The sequence below is a fragment of the Olsenella phocaeensis genome, from assembly GCF_900120385.1.
GTDB lineage: Bacteria > Actinomycetota > Coriobacteriia > Coriobacteriales > Atopobiaceae > Olsenella_I > Olsenella_I phocaeensis.
Window position 1 is genome coordinate 1,756,389 of sequence record NZ_LT635494.1, and the last position, 16,536, is coordinate 1,772,924.

The 16,536-nt window shown below is 64.5% G+C and carries 12 protein-coding genes and 3 rRNA genes; all 15 read right to left on the bottom strand.

The features are described from left to right. Window positions 1–87: 87 nt before the first annotated feature. The 15 genes from rrf to atpB all read right to left on the bottom strand — a co-directional run bounded on the left by rrf (window position 88) and on the right by atpB (window position 16,502). Window positions 88–203: ribosomal RNA gene (gene rrf / locus BQ7388_RS08500) — 5S ribosomal RNA — on the bottom strand. A 110-nt stretch (window positions 204–313) separates the two neighbouring features. Next, window positions 314–3,247: ribosomal RNA gene (locus BQ7388_RS08505) — 23S ribosomal RNA — on the bottom strand. A 247-nt stretch (window positions 3,248–3,494) separates the two neighbouring features. Next, window positions 3,495–5,009, bottom strand: a 16S ribosomal RNA gene (locus BQ7388_RS08510). Together the 16S, 23S and 5S rRNA genes form the textbook arrangement of a ribosomal RNA operon. Window positions 5,010–5,524: 515 nt before the next feature. After that, window positions 5,525–6,928, bottom strand: a complete 1,404-nt coding sequence (locus BQ7388_RS08515) for a phosphohexomutase domain-containing protein (protein ID WP_062531449.1) — start codon at window positions 6,926–6,928, stop codon at window positions 5,525–5,527. A gap of 15 nt (window positions 6,929–6,943) precedes the next feature. After that, on the bottom strand, window positions 6,944–7,852 hold the full coding sequence (locus BQ7388_RS08520; RefSeq protein ID WP_062531450.1) for a UTP--glucose-1-phosphate uridylyltransferase: 909 nt from the start codon (window positions 7,850–7,852) through the stop codon (window positions 6,944–6,946). 40 nt (window positions 7,853–7,892) lie between these two features. After that, window positions 7,893–8,312 (bottom strand): metal-dependent transcriptional regulator, encoded by a 420-nt coding sequence (locus BQ7388_RS08525; protein ID WP_009278175.1) that lies wholly within the window; start codon window positions 8,310–8,312, stop codon window positions 7,893–7,895. A 194-nt stretch (window positions 8,313–8,506) separates the two neighbouring features. Continuing rightward, a complete protein-coding gene (murA, locus tag BQ7388_RS08530) occupies window positions 8,507–9,790 on the bottom strand; it encodes a UDP-N-acetylglucosamine 1-carboxyvinyltransferase (protein ID WP_062531451.1) in 1,284 nt (427 codons plus the stop codon). 14 nt (window positions 9,791–9,804) lie between these two features. Continuing rightward, window positions 9,805–10,236: an ATP synthase F1 subunit epsilon gene (gene atpC, locus BQ7388_RS08535; protein ID WP_009278177.1), complete on the bottom strand. Its 432-nt coding sequence runs from the start codon at window positions 10,234–10,236 to the stop codon at window positions 9,805–9,807. An 8-nt stretch (window positions 10,237–10,244) separates the two neighbouring features. Then, window positions 10,245–11,723, bottom strand: coding sequence for a F0F1 ATP synthase subunit beta (gene atpD, locus BQ7388_RS08540; RefSeq protein WP_062531452.1), 1,479 nt, complete (start codon window positions 11,721–11,723; stop codon window positions 10,245–10,247). Continuing rightward, window positions 11,723–12,637 (bottom strand): ATP synthase F1 subunit gamma, encoded by a 915-nt coding sequence (atpG, locus tag BQ7388_RS08545; RefSeq protein ID WP_062531453.1) that lies wholly within the window; start codon window positions 12,635–12,637, stop codon window positions 11,723–11,725. The genes atpD and atpG overlap by 1 nt, the downstream gene beginning before the upstream one ends. A gap of 6 nt (window positions 12,638–12,643) precedes the next feature. Next, on the bottom strand, window positions 12,644–14,302 hold the full coding sequence (gene atpA, locus BQ7388_RS08550; RefSeq protein ID WP_009278180.1) for a F0F1 ATP synthase subunit alpha: 1,659 nt from the start codon (window positions 14,300–14,302) through the stop codon (window positions 12,644–12,646). Beyond that, on the bottom strand, window positions 14,299–14,772 hold the full coding sequence (locus BQ7388_RS08555; RefSeq protein WP_009278181.1) for a F0F1 ATP synthase subunit delta: 474 nt from the start codon (window positions 14,770–14,772) through the stop codon (window positions 14,299–14,301). Before BQ7388_RS08555 ends, atpA begins: the two co-directional genes overlap by 4 nt. Beyond that, the gene (gene atpF / locus BQ7388_RS08560; RefSeq protein WP_009278182.1) at window positions 14,762–15,370 is read right to left on the bottom strand and encodes a F0F1 ATP synthase subunit B; all 609 of its coding nucleotides are present in this window, start codon (window positions 15,368–15,370) and stop codon (window positions 14,762–14,764) included. Before atpF ends, BQ7388_RS08555 begins: the two co-directional genes overlap by 11 nt. A gap of 45 nt (window positions 15,371–15,415) precedes the next feature. After that, complete coding sequence (atpE, locus tag BQ7388_RS08565; RefSeq protein WP_009278183.1) at window positions 15,416–15,610, bottom strand: ATP synthase F0 subunit C; 195 nt, start codon at window positions 15,608–15,610, stop codon at window positions 15,416–15,418. Window positions 15,611–15,704: 94 nt separating this feature from the next. Further along, window positions 15,705–16,502, bottom strand: a complete 798-nt coding sequence (gene atpB, locus BQ7388_RS08570) for a F0F1 ATP synthase subunit A (RefSeq protein WP_009278184.1) — start codon at window positions 16,500–16,502, stop codon at window positions 15,705–15,707. Window positions 16,503–16,536: the final 34 nt, after the last annotated feature.

Genomic DNA, 16,536 nt, shown 5'->3' on the forward strand with positions numbered 1-16,536 from the left:
TCCCCTCCCCGCGCGGGCCGGGGCCCCGGAAACGCGAGGAGGGGGAGGCCCCCCGGGACCTCCCCCTCCTGTCGAATGCCCGTCGCTGGTCGGCGGCGTCCTGCTCTCCCACGGGCTTGCCCCGCAGTACCATCGGCGCTCGGGGGCTTAACTTCCGGGTTCGGAATGGGACCGGGTGTGCCTCCCCTGCCATGGCCGCCGACCAGCGTCGGGCGTTCGATCCCCGGGACGGCCGAGCCGTGCCCTGGGGGCCGCACAGCGCGCCAAGACGCCTCCCTCACCATGAAGTCCGCACCGATCCGGCCCATGTGGGGAAAAGAAGAGCTCGGCCGATTAGTACCGCTCGCCTGAGCGCCTCGCGGCGCTTGCAGCTGCGGCCTATCAACCTCGTGGTCTACGAGGGGCCTTACCGAAAGGAGAACTCATCTCGGGACTGGCTTCCCGCTTAGATGCTTTCAGCGGTTATCCAGACCGGACTCAGCTACCGGGCAGTGCCATTGGTTGACAACCCGTTCACCGGAGGTCCGTCCACCCCGGTCCTCTCGTACTAGGGGCAGCCTCCCTCAGTTCTCCTACGCCCACGGAGGATAGGGACCGAACTGTCTCACGACGTTCTGAACCCAGCTCGCGTACCGCTTTAAATGGCGAACGGCCATACCCTTGGGACCTGCTCCAGCCCCAGGATGCGATGAGCCGACATCGAGGTGCCAAACCTTCCCGTCGATGTGGACTCTTGGGGAAGATCAGCCTGTTATCCCCGGAGTACCTTTTATCCGTTGAGCGACGGCCATTCCACTCTGAGCCGCCGGATCACTAGAACCTGGTTTCCCACCTGCTCGGCTTGTGGGCCTCGCAGTCAAGCCTGCTTATGCTCTTGCACTCAAGGGGGTGGTTGCCGACCACCCTGAGCAGACCTTACGTGCGCCTCCGTTACGTTTTAGGAGGCGACCGCCCCAGTCAAACTACCCACCTGACACGGTCCCCCTCCCGGATCACGGCGAGGGGTTAGGATGCCAGAACGTCGAGGGTGGTATTCCAAGGGCGACTCCCCCGGGACTGGCGTCCCGGGTTCAAAGTCTCCCACCTATCCTCTACACGACGAACCGGCAGCCAATGTCAAGCTGCAGTAAAGGTTCACGGGGTCTTTCCGTCCTTCCGCGGGTAAGTCGCATCTTCACGACTAGTGCAATTTCACCGGGTCCATGGTTGAGACAGCGCCCAAATCGTTACGCCTTTCGTGCAGGTCGGAACTTACCCGACAAGGAATTTCGCTACCTTAGGACCGTTATAGTTACGGCCGCCGTTTACCGGGGCTTGGATTCGCCGCTTCGCTCGCGCTGACGGCTCCTCGTGACCTTCCGGCACCGGGCAGGCGTCAGACCCTATACGTCGTCTTACGACTTCAGCAGAGTCCTGTGTTTTTGATAAACAGTCGTTTGGGCCTCTTCACTGTGGCCGCCTCCGGCTCGGGGAGCAAGTCCCTCCACCGGCGGCGGCACCCCTTCTCCCGAAGTTACGGGGCGGTTTTGCCGAGTTCCTTAACCATGGTTCTCCCGATCGCCTTGGTATGTTCTACCCACCCACCTGTGTCGGTTTGCGGTACGGGCTCCTGGCGGCTCCCTAGGGGTTTTTCTCGGAAGCATGGGCTCACTCACTTCGCCTCGAGGCTTCGTCCCGCACCTCGGCCCTCGCGGGGGGCGCGTTTCACAACCCCCCGGCCTACGTGCGATCACGGGGACGTCCAGAACCCCGCTGAGCTACCCTTCTTCGTCACCCCGTCGGTGATAGCGCCGCGTCGGAGGTGCAGGAATGTCGACCTGCTGTGCATCGGCTACGCCTTCCGGCCTCGCCTTAGCTCCCGACTGACCCTGGGAGGATTAGCCTTGCCCAGGAAACCTTGGGTTTACGGCGGGGGCGTTTTCCACGCCCCTCTCGTTACTCATGCCAGCATTCTCACTTCCGGCCGGTCCACCGCGGGTCGTCCCGCGGCTTCGCCCCAGACGGAAAGCTCCCCTACCACCGATTGAATCGGTCCGCCGCTTCGGTACCATGCTTAGCCCCGTATATTGTCGGCGCATGTCCACTCGACCAGTGAGCTATTACGCACTCTTTAAATGAATGGCTGCTTCTAAGCCAACATCCTGGTTGTCTGAGCAAACGCACATCCTTTGCCACTCAGCATGGATTTCGGGACCTTAGCGGGCGGTCTGGGCTGTTTCCCTTTCGAACACACAGCTTAGCCCACATGTTCTGACTCCCGGACTCTGGACCTGCGGCATTCGGAGTTTGGTTGGTCTTGGTAGGCGGTGAGGCCCCCGCAACCATCCAGTGCTCTACCTCCGCAGGTAAACGTCCGAGGCTAGCCCTAAAGCTATTTCGGGGAGAACGAGATATCTCCAGGTTTGATAGGCCTTTCACTCCTATCCACGGGTCATCCCCCCAGTTTTCAACCTAGGTGGGTTCGGCCCTCCACGGGGTCTTACCCCCGCTTCAGCCTGCCCATGGATAGCTCACCTGGCTTCGCGTCTACGGCGCGCGACTGAACGCCCTGTTCAGACTCGCTCTCGCTGCGGCTCGCTTCCTAGCTTAACCTCGCCGCACGCCGTAACTCGCTGGCTCATTCTACAAAAGGCACGCCGTCACACCCCGAGGGGTGCTCCGACTGCTTGTAGGCACACGGTTTCAGGTACTATTTCACTCCCCTCCCGGGGTGCTTTTCACCTTTCCCTCACGGTACTCGTCCACTATCGGTCACAGGAGAGTATTTAGGCTTGGAGGGTGGTCCCCCCTGCTTCCCACCGGGTTTCACGTGTCCGGCAGTACTCAGGATCCACTCGGCAGCCGCGGCGGGTTCGCGTACGGGGCTCTAACCCTGTTCCGCCGGCCTTCCCAGGCCGTTCCGCTCCCGCGGCGGTTTCTTACTGCGCTGTGAGTGGCCCTACAACCCCGGCGGCGCTTGCGCGGCCGCCGGTTTGGCCTATGTCCCCGTTCGCTCGCCACTACTGGGGGAATCTCGTTTGATTTCTCTTCCTCCGGGTACTTAGATGTTTCAGTTCCCCGGGTTGCCTCCGCCGCGCCTATGTGTTCAGCGCGGGGCGCTGGGGTATGGCCCCCAGCGGGTTCGCCCATTCGGAGATCCACGGGTCGAGCGGGTATGTGCCCCTAACCGTGGCTTATCGCAGCTTGTCGCGTCCTTCGTCGGCTTCCTGTGCCAAGGCATCCACCGTGTGCCCTTACCATCTTCTCTTCGAGATGGTCCGGTGCAAACATACACTCGCCGGCGCAGGCGCCGGCGCGATCAGATGCGTCCTTCTTGATGAAGAAGAATCTAAATTAGTCTTGGTCACGCTATGCGGCTCTCAAGGTACGGCGAGGGCGAGCCCTCGAGACCGGACACTGCGCGCCCCGGGGGGCGCGGCGAAAGGCATGAGCGGGACTGGCGGGTCCGTCCGTCTGTGTGAGGTATGTCTCTCTGTGGAGGTCGTTCTCCCTAGAAAGGAGGTGATCCAGCCGCACCTTCCGGTACGGCTACCTTGTTACGACTTCACCCCCCTTACCCTCCACACCTTCGGCGCCTCCCCCCCTCGCGGGTTGGGCCGACGACTTCGGGTGCAGACGACTCGGGTGGTGTGACGGGCGGTGTGTACAAGGCCCGGGAACGCATTCACCGCGGCGTGCTGATCCGCGATTACTAGCAACTCCGACTTCGTGGAGGCGGGTTGCAGCCTCCAGTCCGAACTGGGGCCGGCTTTGGGGATTCGCTCCCGCTCGCGCGGTGGCAGCCCATTGTGCCGGCCATTGTAGCACGTGTGCAGCCCAGGACATAAGGGGCATGATGACTTGACGTCGTCCCCACCTTCCTCCGGCTTGACGCCGGCGGTCTCGCATGGGTGCCCGGCCGGACCGCTGGCAACATGCGACGAGGGTTGCGCTCGTTGCGGGACTTAACCCAACATCTCACGACACGAGCTGACGACAGCCATGCACCACCTGTCTAGGCTCCTCTCGGCCACGGCGTCTCCGCCGCTTCACCTAGATGTCAAGCCCTGGTAAGGTTCTTCGCGTTGCTTCGAATTAAGCCACATGCTCCGCTGCTTGTGCGGGCCCCCGTCAATTCCTTTGAGTTTTAGCCTTGCGGCCGTACTCCCCAGGCGGGACACTTAATGCGTTGGCTGCGGCACGGAGGGATCGTCCCCCCACACCTAGTGTCCATCGTTTACGGCTAGGACTACCAGGGTATCTAATCCTGTTCGCTCCCCTAGCTTTCGCGCCTCAGCGTCAGTCGTGGCCCAGAAGGCCGCCTTCGCCACCGGTGTTCTTCCCAATATCTGCGCATTCCACCGCTACACTGGGAATTCCGCCTTCCCCTACCAGACTCAAGCCCGCCGGTATCGGGAGCGGACGGGGGTTGAGCCCCCGGATTTAACTCCCGACCTAACAGGCCGCCTACGCGCGCTTTACGCCCAATGAATCCGGATAACGCTCGCCCCCTACGTATTACCGCGGCTGCTGGCACGTAGTTAGCCGGGGCTTCTTCTGCAGGTACCGTCACCTTGCGGCCTCGTCCCTGCTGAAAGCGGTTTACGACCCGAAGGCCTTCGTCCCGCACGCGGCGTCGCTGCATCAGGCTTTCGCCCATTGTGCAAGATTCCCCACTGCTGCCTCCCGTAGGAGTCTGGGCCGTGTCTCAGTCCCAATCTGGCCGGTCGGTCTCTCAACCCGGCTACCCATCATCGCCTTGGTGGGCCGTTGCCCCACCAACTAGCTAACAGGCCGCGGGCCCATCCCTCGCCGTCTGGGCTTTCCCGCGCGCCCCATGCGGGGTGCGCGGAGTATCCGGTATTAACCACGGTTTCCCGAGGCTGTCCCGGTGCGAGGGGCAGGTTGCCCACGTGTTACTCAGCCGTTCGCCACTTTATACACGCCCGAAGGCGTCTTAACCGTTCGACTTGCATGTGTTAGGCGCGCCGCCAGCGTTCATCCTGAGCCAGGATCGAACTCTCGGTTCGAGTCACCCCCGGGTCTCCCCGGGGAAGATTCAATGGAAGAGGTCCGGACCCGGCCGAATCCCGCTGATCTGGATTCGCTTGGTATCGAATTGACGTTCGAGAACTTCATTTCGAACTTCGCTCATTCGCTGTCTTTCGTCGATCTTTCGATCGCAGTATCCGGTTTTCAAGGTTCGCCGCCGTGGGCCTCGGCTCGCGGCGCGGGAATTAACTATACGCATCCGGGAGGGCCTCGGGGGCGCGGCGGCGACCCTCCACCAATCCCACACATTCCCCTCCCCGCGCGGGCCGGGGCCCCGGAAACGCGAGGAGGGGGAGGCCCCCCGGGACCTCCCCCTCCTGTCGAATGCCCGTCGCTGGTCGGCGGCGTCGAGGGCCTCGGGGGCGCGGCGGCGACCCTCCACCAATCCCACACATTCCCCTCCCCGCGCGGGCCGGGGCCCCGGAAACGCGAGGAGGGGGAGGCCCCCCGGGACCTCCCCCTCCTGTCGAATGCCCGTCGCTGGTCGGCGGCGTCATTCCATCGAGTGCATGCCCCTTCTCGCAATCTCGCATGCCGCATCGATCAGCTCGTCCCGGCGGACGATGTCACTCGCCTCGGCGCAGATGCGAACCACCGAGCTCGACCTTGAGGGGCGAATCGAGAGCCAGGAGTCGTCGGCGAACGTCAGCTTCAGCCCGTCTGCGTGGCTGACCTCGCGAGGCACCTCGCCACAGACCACGTGTGGATTGAGTCCTGGCAGGACATTCCTGAACGATTGGACCGCCGCAGGCTCGAGCCGCAGGTCCTTCCTTCGGTAGTCCATATGGCCAATCTTCTCCACTTGCTCGTTTACCAAGGCTCTGATGCCAACCTTGCGCGTTGCAACCATCTCTATGAGATAGAGCGCGGCAAGCAGGCCATCCCTGCCCGGAAAGAAGGAGGGGAACGCCATTCCCCCATACTCCTCCACGCCAAGAAGCACGTCGCCCTCGCGCGCTTCCTCGTAGATTCGCTGGAAGCCGACCGGAACCAAGGTGAAGGGACATCCGAGCCGACGCGCCTGCCGCTCAAGCCGCGCGGAACAGGAAAGGGTTCCCACAACACGACCTCGCCGGCCCCTGTCGTGCACGAGGTGCTCGAGCACGAGCGGAACCATGTGATGAGGCGAAACCAGCCTGCCCTCCGCGTCGACAATCGCGCAGCGACTACAGTCACCATTGAGCACTATTCCCAGGTCCGCCTCCGAATCGACGACCGCAGCCTCGCAATCGTCGACCCATGGCTCGCAGGCACGGGGATGGATTCCGCCAATCGTCTCGGACTCCTCCGCGTGAATCTCTCTCACGTCGCAGCCCAGCGAGTGGAGCAGGCCGGAAAGAACCCCTCGGCCTGGACCGTACATGGGGTCGACCACCACCTTGAGACGCGAGCTCAAGACCTTGCCCTGGTCGATGCGAGACCGAAGGGCGAGGAGATAGGCCTCTGTGAAGTCGCCGCTCGTCGTCTTGCCCAAGTCGAAGGCGGGCATGGACGTGACGAGCGCGTCGGCCTCCTCCACGAACGTCTGCGCAAGGGGGCCACCGTCCGCGCCCCGCGCGAGTATGCCACCGTACTCGCAGGAGGCCTCGCTCCCCGTGACCATGACCGCGCCGACGCAGCCTTTCCTACGCGCCGCCTCCCATGAAAGCGCGGGCAGGGGGCAGGGGGCGTCTGACACAACCGTGTTGAGTCCGAACGAAGCCAGGACGCCACCTGCAAGGCGGGCGAACTCGGGCGAATCCCTGCGCGAGTCATAGCCCACGAGGACCGTCGCCGCGGGAGAGGCGCTCGCCCAAAAGAGGCCGAGCCCTCCCACGAGACGGGCTACGCCCGTCTCGTCAAACCCCTCGTCATATCTGGCCAACCAGCCATTGGGACCCAGATGCACCTGCCGCATGTGGCCTGCTTTGCCCTAGGCCAGGGACTTTGCGGCACGAGGGCCGAGCGCTTCCACGAACGCCGCCCTGGAAGCGGGGTCGGCGAGCGCGACGCGCGCGTTAGTCGCGGCCCAAGCAGCAGGCGTGCCCGTATCACAACCCTCGCTCGGGTCCACCACCAGCGCGTACATCTCCTCCTTCTCGAGAAGGCGCACCATGGCGTCGGTGAGTTGGATCTCTCCGCCAGCGCCAGGACCCTGCGTGGCGAGGAGCTCCATGACACGAGGGCTCAGGAGGTAGCGGCCGACGATGAAGAGGTGACTGGGCGCATCCTCTGGCGCGGGCTTCTCAACCATGCCCGTGACCCTCCAGACGGCCCCTTCCTCCTCGCCGGAGGCGTCGCAGCCCGGCAGGCACCCGACGCACTCGCCACCGACGATGCCGTAGCGGCTCACCTGGTCTGCCGGCACGGGGGCGACGGCGATGACCGAGGCGCCACCATGCGCGCGCGAGACCTCCGCCATGTTCACGCACATCTTGCGGTCGGGCACGAAGTAGTCGCCGAGCAGGACGAAGAAGGGCTCGTCCGACGGCACGGCATCACGCGCGCAGAGGACGGCGTGCCCGAGCCCCTTGGCCTCGTTCTGGTACACGAAGGAAACGGGAAGGCTGCCTGCCTGATGCACGGCGTCCGCCTCGCTGTCCTTGCCCCTCTCTCGCAGCATTGACTCGAAGCCGCCGTCGACGGAGAAGTAGGCCTCGATCTGGGGCTTCTCCTTGGAATTGATGATGACGACCTCGTCCACGCCCTCGGGCTCCAGCGCCTCCTCGACGACGTACTGGATGACGGGCTTGTTGAGCACCGGCAGGAGCTCCTTGGGCATGCTCTTCGTCGCGGGAAGGAAGCGCGTCCCCAGTCCTGCTGCCGGTATGACTGCCTTCATCTGCCTGTCCTTTCGATGACGGTTTTTGCGACGATCGGGACTACTCCACGGAGATGCCCTGCTTCTCCAGGTATCCCAGCCACTTCTGCTGGGTGTCATACGAGAGTGCGTGCTCCATGAGACAGGCCTCGGCGTCAGCCCTCTCGGGATCGACCCCAAGGTCGCGCTGCAGGAAGGCTCGAATCATGCGATGGCATTTCCACACGTGGGCGGCGTACTCGGTGCCCTCTTTGGTGAGCTGGACGCGGCCGTAGCGGTTCTGCTCCACGTAGCCGGCTTCCTTGAGGGTGGCGATGGCCTTGTTGACGCTCGCCTTGGAGACCTTGAGCTGGTCGGCGACGTCGACGGAGCGGACGCCCTCGGTCTCGCCAGTCTCGGTCATGATGCGGTATATGGATTCGAGATAGTCCTCGTTGGCCATCGTGAGCGCGTGGCGCTCGCCTTCAGTGGGTCTTGGCATGCTGCCCTCCGTTGCGAGTGGGGACGACGTTAAGACTTAGACGCTTCTGACTTATACCCAATTGTCGGCCTTGGGGCCATTTTTTGCGACCGTCGAGTCGGCCGAGCGGGCCGAGAGCCCACCCGACGCAAAGCCGAAGCCCCGGACGAAGGCGTCGTCCGGGGCTTCGGCGGGCAAGCGAGCGGGGTCGCCGGCTACTCCTCGTCGCCGTCCGGCTTCTCTACCGCAAGACGCCTGACACGCGCGCCGAGCGCCTGGAGCTTGGGAACGAAGTTCTCGTAGCCCCTGTCTATGTGATGGATGTCGGACACCGTCGTGATGCCATCCGCGACAAGGCCGGCCATGACGAGCGCCGCTCCGCCCCTGAGGTCGGGCGAACGCACCTCGGCACCCGAGAATCGCCGAACGCCATGGACTATGGCATGGTGCCCCTCGATGCGAATGTCGGCGCCCATGCGCTGGAGCTCGCTCGCGAACATGAAGCGGTTCTCGAAGACGTTCTCGGTGATGACGCAGGAGTCGCTCCCCTGGGCAAGGAGGCACATCGTCTGCGCCTGCATGTCGGTGGGGAATCCGGGAAAGGGCAGGGTCTGGATGTCGACCGAGCGCAGGGGGTGCGAACGGCTCACGGTGCAGCAGTGCTCGCCGCGCGCGATGCCGATGCCCATGGACTCGTACTTCTTGAGGACCAGCCCGAGGTGGACCGGCTCGAAGCCCCGGACGGTGACGGGCTCCCCGCAGAGGCCGGCCATCGCAATGAAGGTGCCCGCCTCGATGCGGTCCCCAACGACCCGATGGTTGACGGGGTGGAGCTCTCCCACCCCCTCGACCTCTATCACGGGAGACCCGGCGCCGCGCACCTTGGCGCCCATCTCGTTGAGGAGGTTGGCGAGGTCGACGATCTCGGGCTCACGGGCGGCGTTGTCTATGGTCGTGGTCCCCCTTGCGTGGACCGACGCCATCATGAGGTTCTCGGTGGCACCGACGCTCGCGAAGTCCAGGGTGACCGTAGACCCCACCAGGCCGTCGGGCGTGGTGGCGTGGATGTTCCCGTGGTCGATGTCGAAGCTCACGCCCAGGGCCTCCAGGCCCAGGATGTGCATGTCGATCTTGCGGGCGCCGATGTTGCAGCCACCCGGCATGGCGACGACGGCCTCGCCGAAGCGGGCGAGAAGGGGACCGAGCACCGCCGTCGATGCCCTCATCTGGGCCACGAGGTGATACGGGGTCTCCCAGCGGTTGACGTCGGAGGTGTCGATGACGAGCTCGTGCTCGCCCCTGACGTCGATGTGCGCGCCAAGGTACTTGAGCACCTTTCCCATGACGTGGACGTCAGAGATGTTGGGCACGTTGGTAAGGGTCGTGACGCCAGGGGCCATGATGGTGGCCGCCATGAGCTTCAGGGCGGAGTTCTTTGCCCCCTCCACCGTGACCTCGCCGGCAATGGGGTAGCCCCCCTCGACCTCGATGACTTCCAAAGCGCCCTCCCAGGCTATGAGGCAGCCTCTTCGTCCCCAGCCGCATGCTTCAGGAGGAGGTTGCACCACTTGATCTTGTTCTCATAGTATGCGCGACGCGGGTCTCCCTCGGGAAGGGCGTCACGCGAGTCCATGGCGTCCTGCCGCGTGTCACGGACGACGTCCGGCTCGATGTCGTCCGTGCGACGTGCATGGTCGGCGAGGATGATGACGCTCTTGTCATCAATCTCGGCGTAGCCGCCGGAGATGACGACGCGCACCTCTCCCCCACCATCCTCCGGGGTCGCGTGCAACCTCACCACGCCATCTCCCAAGGAGCAGATCTCGGCGGCATGGCCGGGCCAGACGCCCAGCTCTCCGCTGTGGGTCACCAGGACCAGGCTGGAGACCGGCCCCTCGTAGAGGAGCCGGTCGGGCCTGACGAACTGACAGTTAAGCTCTGCCATGTGCATTCCTACTCCGCGCTCTCCGCGCTCATCTTGGCAGCGCGCTCGCGCACGTCCTCGATGGTGCCGGCATAGCGGAAGGCCTGCTCGGGCAGGTCGTCACACTTGCCGTCCACGATCGCGGCAAACGAGCGGACGGTGTCGTCGACGGAGCAGTAGGTCCCGGGGTTGCCCGTGAACTTCTCTGCCACATGGAAGGACTGCGAGAGGAACTGCTGGATCTTCCTCGCGCGGGCGACGACGAGCTGCTGCTCCTCGGAGAGCTCGTCCATGCCCAGGATCGCGATGATGTCCTGGAGGTCCGAGTACTCCTGGAGGGTCTCCTGGACAGCCATGGCCACGCGGTAGTGCTCCTCGCCGACGATGCTGGGGTCAAGCGCCGAGGACGAGCTCGCAAGCGGGTCGACGGCCGGATAGATGCCCAGCTCGGTGATGGAGCGCGAGAGGACCGTGGTCGCGTCGAGGTGCGTGAAGGTCGTGGCGGGCGCGGGATCGGTGAGGTCGTCCGCAGGAACGTAGACGGCCTGGACCGAGGTGATCGAGCCCTCCTTCGTCGACGTGATGCGCTCCTGCAGGTCACCCATCTCGGTTGCCAGCGTGGGCTGGTAGCCGACGGCGGAGGGCATGCGTCCCAGCAGCGCCGAGACCTCGGAGCCCGCCTGCGAGAAGCGGAAGATGTTGTCGATGAAGAGAAGGACGTCCTGCCCTTGGTCGCGGAAGTACTCGGCGGTGGTCAGGCCGGCGAGCCCGACGCGCAGGCGGGCTCCAGGCGGCTCGTTCATCTGCCCGTAGACCAAGCAGGTCTTCTCGATGACGCCGGATTCCGTCATCTCGAGGAAGAGGTCGGTGCCCTCGCGGGTGCGCTCGCCGACGCCGGTGAACACCGAGGTGCCGCCGTGCTCCTGGGCGAGGTTGTTGATGAGCTCCTGGATGAGGACCGTCTTGCCCACGCCGGCGCCGCCGAAGAGGCCGGTCTTTCCACCACGGACGTAGGGCTCGAGCAGGTCGATTGCCTTGATGCCCGTCTCGAAGATCTCGGTCTGGGTGGTGAGCTCGTCGAAGGCCGGGGCGGGGTGGTGAATGGGGTAGTACTGGACGTCGTCTGGCACGCCCTTGCCGTCCACGGGGTCGCCCATGACGTTCCAGACGCGGCCGAGCGTGGAGGGGCCGACCGGCATCATCATGGGATGCCCGGTGTCCTTGACCTTGAGGCCCCTCTGCAGGCCATCGGTCGAGGACATGGCGACGGCGCGGACGACGCCGCCAGCCAGCTGCGACTCCACCTCGAGCACCGTGTGCACCTCGCCCACCGGTGTCATGTCATCCACGACGAGGGCGGTGTAGATGCTGGGGACCTTGCCGTCGAACTTGACGTCGACGACGGGGCCGACAATGCGGACGATGGTGCCGGTGCCGACGCTCCTGTTCATCTGGTTGTAGGTGGCCTCCTCGAGGAGGGAGCGCGCCTGCGCTGTTGTCTCTGACATTAGTTGTCCTCCAATGCGGAAGCGCCGCCGATGATTTCGTTCAGCTCGGTGGTGATGCTTGCCTGGCGCTCGCGGTTGTAGGTGCGGCTCAGGGAGCCGAGGACCTCCTTGGCGTTGTCCGTGGCGGACTGCATGGCCCGCCTGCGGGCGCCGTGCTCCGCTGCTGCGGAGTCGAGCAGGGCGTGATAGATGACGGTCCTGATATAGGCCGGCATGAGGTAGCCCAACACCTCGCTGGCGGAGGGCTCGAACGCATAGTCCGTGTACGCGGCGTGCTCGACCTTGCTCATCGCCTCCGGAGTGCGCGGCTTATTGGGCATCATGAGCTGCTCGCGGGTGACGGGAAGCAGCCTCTCGCTCACCTGCGTCTGGTCCACGCGGTTCTTGGCGTGCCAGTAGACCAGCTCGACACGGTCGAACCTGCCCGACGCGTAACCGTCCATGACGTAGGAGGCGATGCGATCGGCCTCGTCGCGGCTTGGCTCGGACGACATGCCGACGAACGAGAGGACGGGACGTATCTTGCGATACGTGAAGTATTCCGTGGGCTTGCGCCCGCACGTGATAACCGACGCGCCGATGCCACGCTTCTGCAGATCGCGCATCTGGCGTTCGACCGAGCGCTGCGGGAGGATGTTGAAGCCTCCCGCCAGGCCGCGGTCGGACGCGACGAGCACGAAGAGCACGTTCCTCTCGCTCAGACGACGCGCAAGGAGAGGCTGCGACTCGTCGAAGCCCGCGCTGGCAACGTTTGCCAGCATGTTGGTGATGGCCTCCTTGTAGGGCCCCGCCTCCTCGGCCTTGCTGAGGGCCTTGTGGATGCGTGCCGTGGAGATCATCTCCATCGTGCGCGTGATCTGCATGGTGCTCCGGATGGAGCTCATGCGCCGCGATATCTCACGAAGGTTCGCCATGCCGGCCTACCCCCGCGTCTTCCCCGACGAAGGCTCGGCAGAGTCGCTTGCGACGTCCTCCGCAAGCTCCTCCACGTTCGTCGCCTGACCCCTGTTGGGGTGCTCGAGGAGGAACTCCTCCTTGAAGTGCGCGATGTGGGCCTTGATGCGCTCGCCCGTCTCGTCGTCGATCTTCTTGTCCCTGAGGCTCGCGCGGAGCTGCGGATGGCGCTCGGCCATGTAAGCGGCGAGCTTGTCGCGGAAGAGCGTCACGTGCTCGAGGTCGATGTCGTCGAGGAAGTCCTCCTTGGCGGCAAAGATCGAGATGACCTGGTCGGCCACGTCGAGTGCGGCATAACGCGGCTGCTTGAGCAGCTCCATCATGTGGGCACCGTGGTTGAGCTGGTACTGCGTCGTCGCGTCGAGGTCGCTGCCAAACTGCGAGAAGGCCTGCTTCTCTCGATAGCTCGCGAGGTCGAGGCGCAGCGTGCCCGCCACCTGCTTCATGGACTTGAGCTGCGCGGCACCACCCACGCGCGAGACGGAGATGCCCACGTCGACCGCAGGGCGCTGGCCCTGGAAGAAGAGGTTCGACTGCAGGTAGATCTGGCCGTCGGTGATGGAGATCACGTTAGTGGGGATGTAAGCCGAGACGTCGCCCTCCTGGGTCTCGATGATCGGGAGCGCCGTGAGCGACCCGCCGCCGTTGGCATCGGAGAGCTTGCAGGCACGCTCGAGCAGGCGAGAGTGCAGGTAGAAGATGTCACCAGGATAGGCCTCGCGTCCGGGCGGACGATGCAGCGTGAGCGACATCTGCCTGTAGGCGACCGCCTGCTTCGAAAGGTCGTCGTAGACCACCAGGACGTGCCCGCCGGGATGCTCGGCGTCGGCGGGGTTCCCGTTGGCATCGTTGTACATGAAGAACTCGCCGATGGCGGCTCCGGCCATGGGGGCGATGTACTGCATGGGGGCGGAGTCGGCTGCCGTGGCGGCGACGATGATCGTCTTGTCCAGGACGCCCCTCCGTGCGAGGGACTCCCTAATCGCTGCGACGGTAGACGCCTTCTGGCCGATGGCGACGTAGATGCAGACCATGTCGGTCTCGCGCTGGTTGACGATGGCGTCGATGGCGATGGCCGTCTTGCCCGTCTTGCGGTCACCGATGATGAGCTCGCGCTGGCCGCGTCCGATGGGGACCATGGCGTCGATGGCGAGAAGACCGGTCTGGACGGGCTCGCAGACAGGCTGGCGCTCCATGATACCTGGCGCCTTGAACTCGATGGGCCGACGATGCGCGGTGTCGATCGCACCCATGCCGTCGATGGGCTGTCCGAGGGGGTTCACGACGCGGCCGAGCATGGCCTGTCCCACGGGGATGTCCATGACGTGGCCGGTGGTGCGGCACTCGTCACCCTCCTTGATGGCGTCGACGTCACCGAAGAGGACGGCGCCGACCTCGTCCTCGTCCAGGTTCTGGGCGAGGCCGTAGACGCTGCGGCCCGTGGCCGAGCTCGTGAACTGCAGGAGCTCGCCCGCCATGGCGGTCTTAAGCCCCGAGACGTGCGCGATGCCGTCTCCGACCTCGGTGACGACCGAGGCCTCCTGCATGTCGACCGTCGCGTTGATCTGGGCGAGCTGCGTTCGCAGCGTGTCCATGATCTCGACGGAGCTGATCTTGTCTGTCATTGCTCATCACTTCCGATGAAGGTTGAGGAGAGCGTCTTGCGGATGTTCGCAAGCTGGGCCCTCACGGAGGCGTCAAAGCGCTTGCCGCGCGCCTCGAACACGATGCCTCCAAGAATGCTGGGGTCCACGCGCTCGACGAGGTACACCGGCGCCTTGAGGTCGGACTCGGCCTTCGCCTTGACCTTTGCGCGCAGCTCGTCGTCCATCGGGACCGAGGTGGTCACGGTGACCGAGACGGTGTTGTCCTCGCTGTCCAGAATCTCCTTGTACTGCCGGGCTACCTTGTCCACCAGTCCCAAGTCGTCGCTCTCGTGCATGGCGCTCAGGGTCTCGAGGACCTCCGGGGAGAACTTGCGCGCATGCTGCCATTGGACGAGGTCGGCGTTGGCCCTTCCCTCGCTGCGGCCGGCCTCGATGAGGGCCCTGGCATACGCCTCGATCTTCTCGTCTTCGCCGCGCTTAGTGCTCATCTGGGGCACTCACTTCCGCGAGGTATTTCTCGGCCAGCTTGCGCTGCTCGTCCTCGCTGAGGTCGTTGCCGATTATCTTGCTCGCGATCTCGACCGAGAGGTCGACGACGGAGCTCGAGAGCTCGATCATCGCCTTGCGACGCTCGGAGTCGACGGCGCCGTGCGCCTTTGCGATGACGTCGCTCGCGTCGCGCTGGGCGCGAGCGAGGATCTGGGAGCGCTCCTCCTCCGCCTCGCGCTTGGCACGGGAGATGATCGCGTCGGCTTCGTGGTTCGCCTCGAGGATGCGTGCCTCGTAGCTCTTTGCGCTCTCTGCGGCCTCCGCCTTGGACCGTGCGGCCGCGTCGAGGTCGTCCTGGATCTTCTGCTGGCGCTGCTCCATCATCGAGAGGATCGAGGGCCACGCGAGCTTCGCGAGGACGACCCAGATGATGAGGAACGCGATGAGCGCCGGTACGAACTCGGCGGGCTTCGGCAGCAGGAGGTCGGCTCCGCTGGGCGACTCCGCCAGAGCCAAGGCGGGCGTCAGAAGCGTCGCCGCACCCGCGGTGACGGCGACGACCGCCCCTCCTCCGGCAACCCGTATGTCTTTGCTCATGAATGCCTCCAACTAGCGATTTGCGCGTACCTGCGGCACGCCTCGCTACTTAGCGATGAGCGTGACAACGAAGCCGATCAGTGCCAGGGCCTCGACGAAGGCGGACGCGAGGATGAACGTCGTGAACAGACGGCCCTGAACCTCGGGCTGACGTGCCATGGAGGTAGTGGCGCCGTACGCTGCCAGGCCGATGCCAAGACCCGCGCCGATAACACCAAGACCGTATCCGATAACTCCCACGATTCCTCCTTTGTCATTCGCCCCGGGACGGGACGAGTACCATGACTTGCTATGCACGAGCGGGCGTGGCCCCGCTGGATGCCCTATGTTGGGGCTACTCGCTCTCGACGAGCTGGATGTAGACGGCCGAGAGGAGCGTGAAGACGTACGCCTGGATGATGCCCACCAGAATCTCGACGATGTAGATAATCAGGAGCAGCAGGACCCAGAAGATGGATGCGCCAGCCTGACCCAGCGCCGCCGCGGAGAAGCCCTGCAGCAGGGGCTGGACGAAGAGGGAGGCGAGGATGGCGAAGGTCCCCATGACCACGTGCCCGGCGAACATGTTGCAGAAGAGTCGGACGGCCAGGGTGATCAGGCGCAGGAAGGTCGAGACGAGCTCGATGGCCCAGACGAGGACGTTCATGGGAAACGACACGCCTTCGGGGGCGAGGCTCTTGATGTAGCCGATCACGCCGAGGCGCTTGCAGCCCAGGACGACGAAGTAGACGAAGGAGCAGAGCGCGAGCGCGGCGGTCACACCGATGGTGCCCGTACCGGGATGGCAGCCGGGAATGACCCCCACGATGCTGTTGCAGACGATGAAGAAGAAGAGGGCGGCGAGGAAGGGGAAGTGCTTCTTCCAGGTGTCACCCAGGATGGACTTGCACATGTCGTCGCGGACGAACTCGACGACGTACTCCATGCCGTTGACGAAGGTGCCCTGCGGAACGAGGCTCGACGCCTGCTTCCTTTTGAAGACGAAGATGACGACGAGCAGGAGGGCGAGGGCCACGCACATCCAGAAGATGTAGTTGGTGAGCCCGACCGTCGTGTCACCGACGATGGCATGGGTCATGAAGCCGTCGAGAAGCTCATCCATGGCCTCGGGCAACTTGGAAAGCGCGTCCACTTGTCCTGTCCTTTCCCTCTCGCCTCGTCAGCGG

Excerpts from the sequence above, each read along its gene's own strand:
- atpC (WP_009278177.1), bottom strand. The coding sequence starts at position 10,236 with ATGGCAGAGCTTAACTGTCAGTTCGTCAGGCCCGACCGGCTCCTCTAC.
- BQ7388_RS08515 (WP_062531449.1), bottom strand. The coding sequence starts at position 6,928 with ATGCGGCAGGTGCATCTGGGTCCCAATGGCTGGTTGGCCAGATATGAC.
- BQ7388_RS08520 (WP_062531450.1), bottom strand. The coding sequence starts at position 7,852 with ATGAAGGCAGTCATACCGGCAGCAGGACTGGGGACGCGCTTCCTTCCC.
- BQ7388_RS08525 (WP_009278175.1), bottom strand. The coding sequence starts at position 8,312 with ATGCCAAGACCCACTGAAGGCGAGCGCCACGCGCTCACGATGGCCAAC.
- atpF (WP_009278182.1), bottom strand. The coding sequence starts at position 15,370 with ATGAGCAAAGACATACGGGTTGCCGGAGGAGGGGCGGTCGTCGCCGTC.
- atpA (WP_009278180.1), bottom strand. The coding sequence starts at position 14,302 with ATGACAGACAAGATCAGCTCCGTCGAGATCATGGACACGCTGCGAACG.
- BQ7388_RS08555 (WP_009278181.1), bottom strand. The coding sequence starts at position 14,772 with ATGAGCACTAAGCGCGGCGAAGACGAGAAGATCGAGGCGTATGCCAGG.
- atpD (WP_062531452.1), bottom strand. The coding sequence starts at position 11,723 with ATGTCAGAGACAACAGCGCAGGCGCGCTCCCTCCTCGAGGAGGCCACC.
- atpG (WP_062531453.1), bottom strand. The coding sequence starts at position 12,637 with ATGGCGAACCTTCGTGAGATATCGCGGCGCATGAGCTCCATCCGGAGC.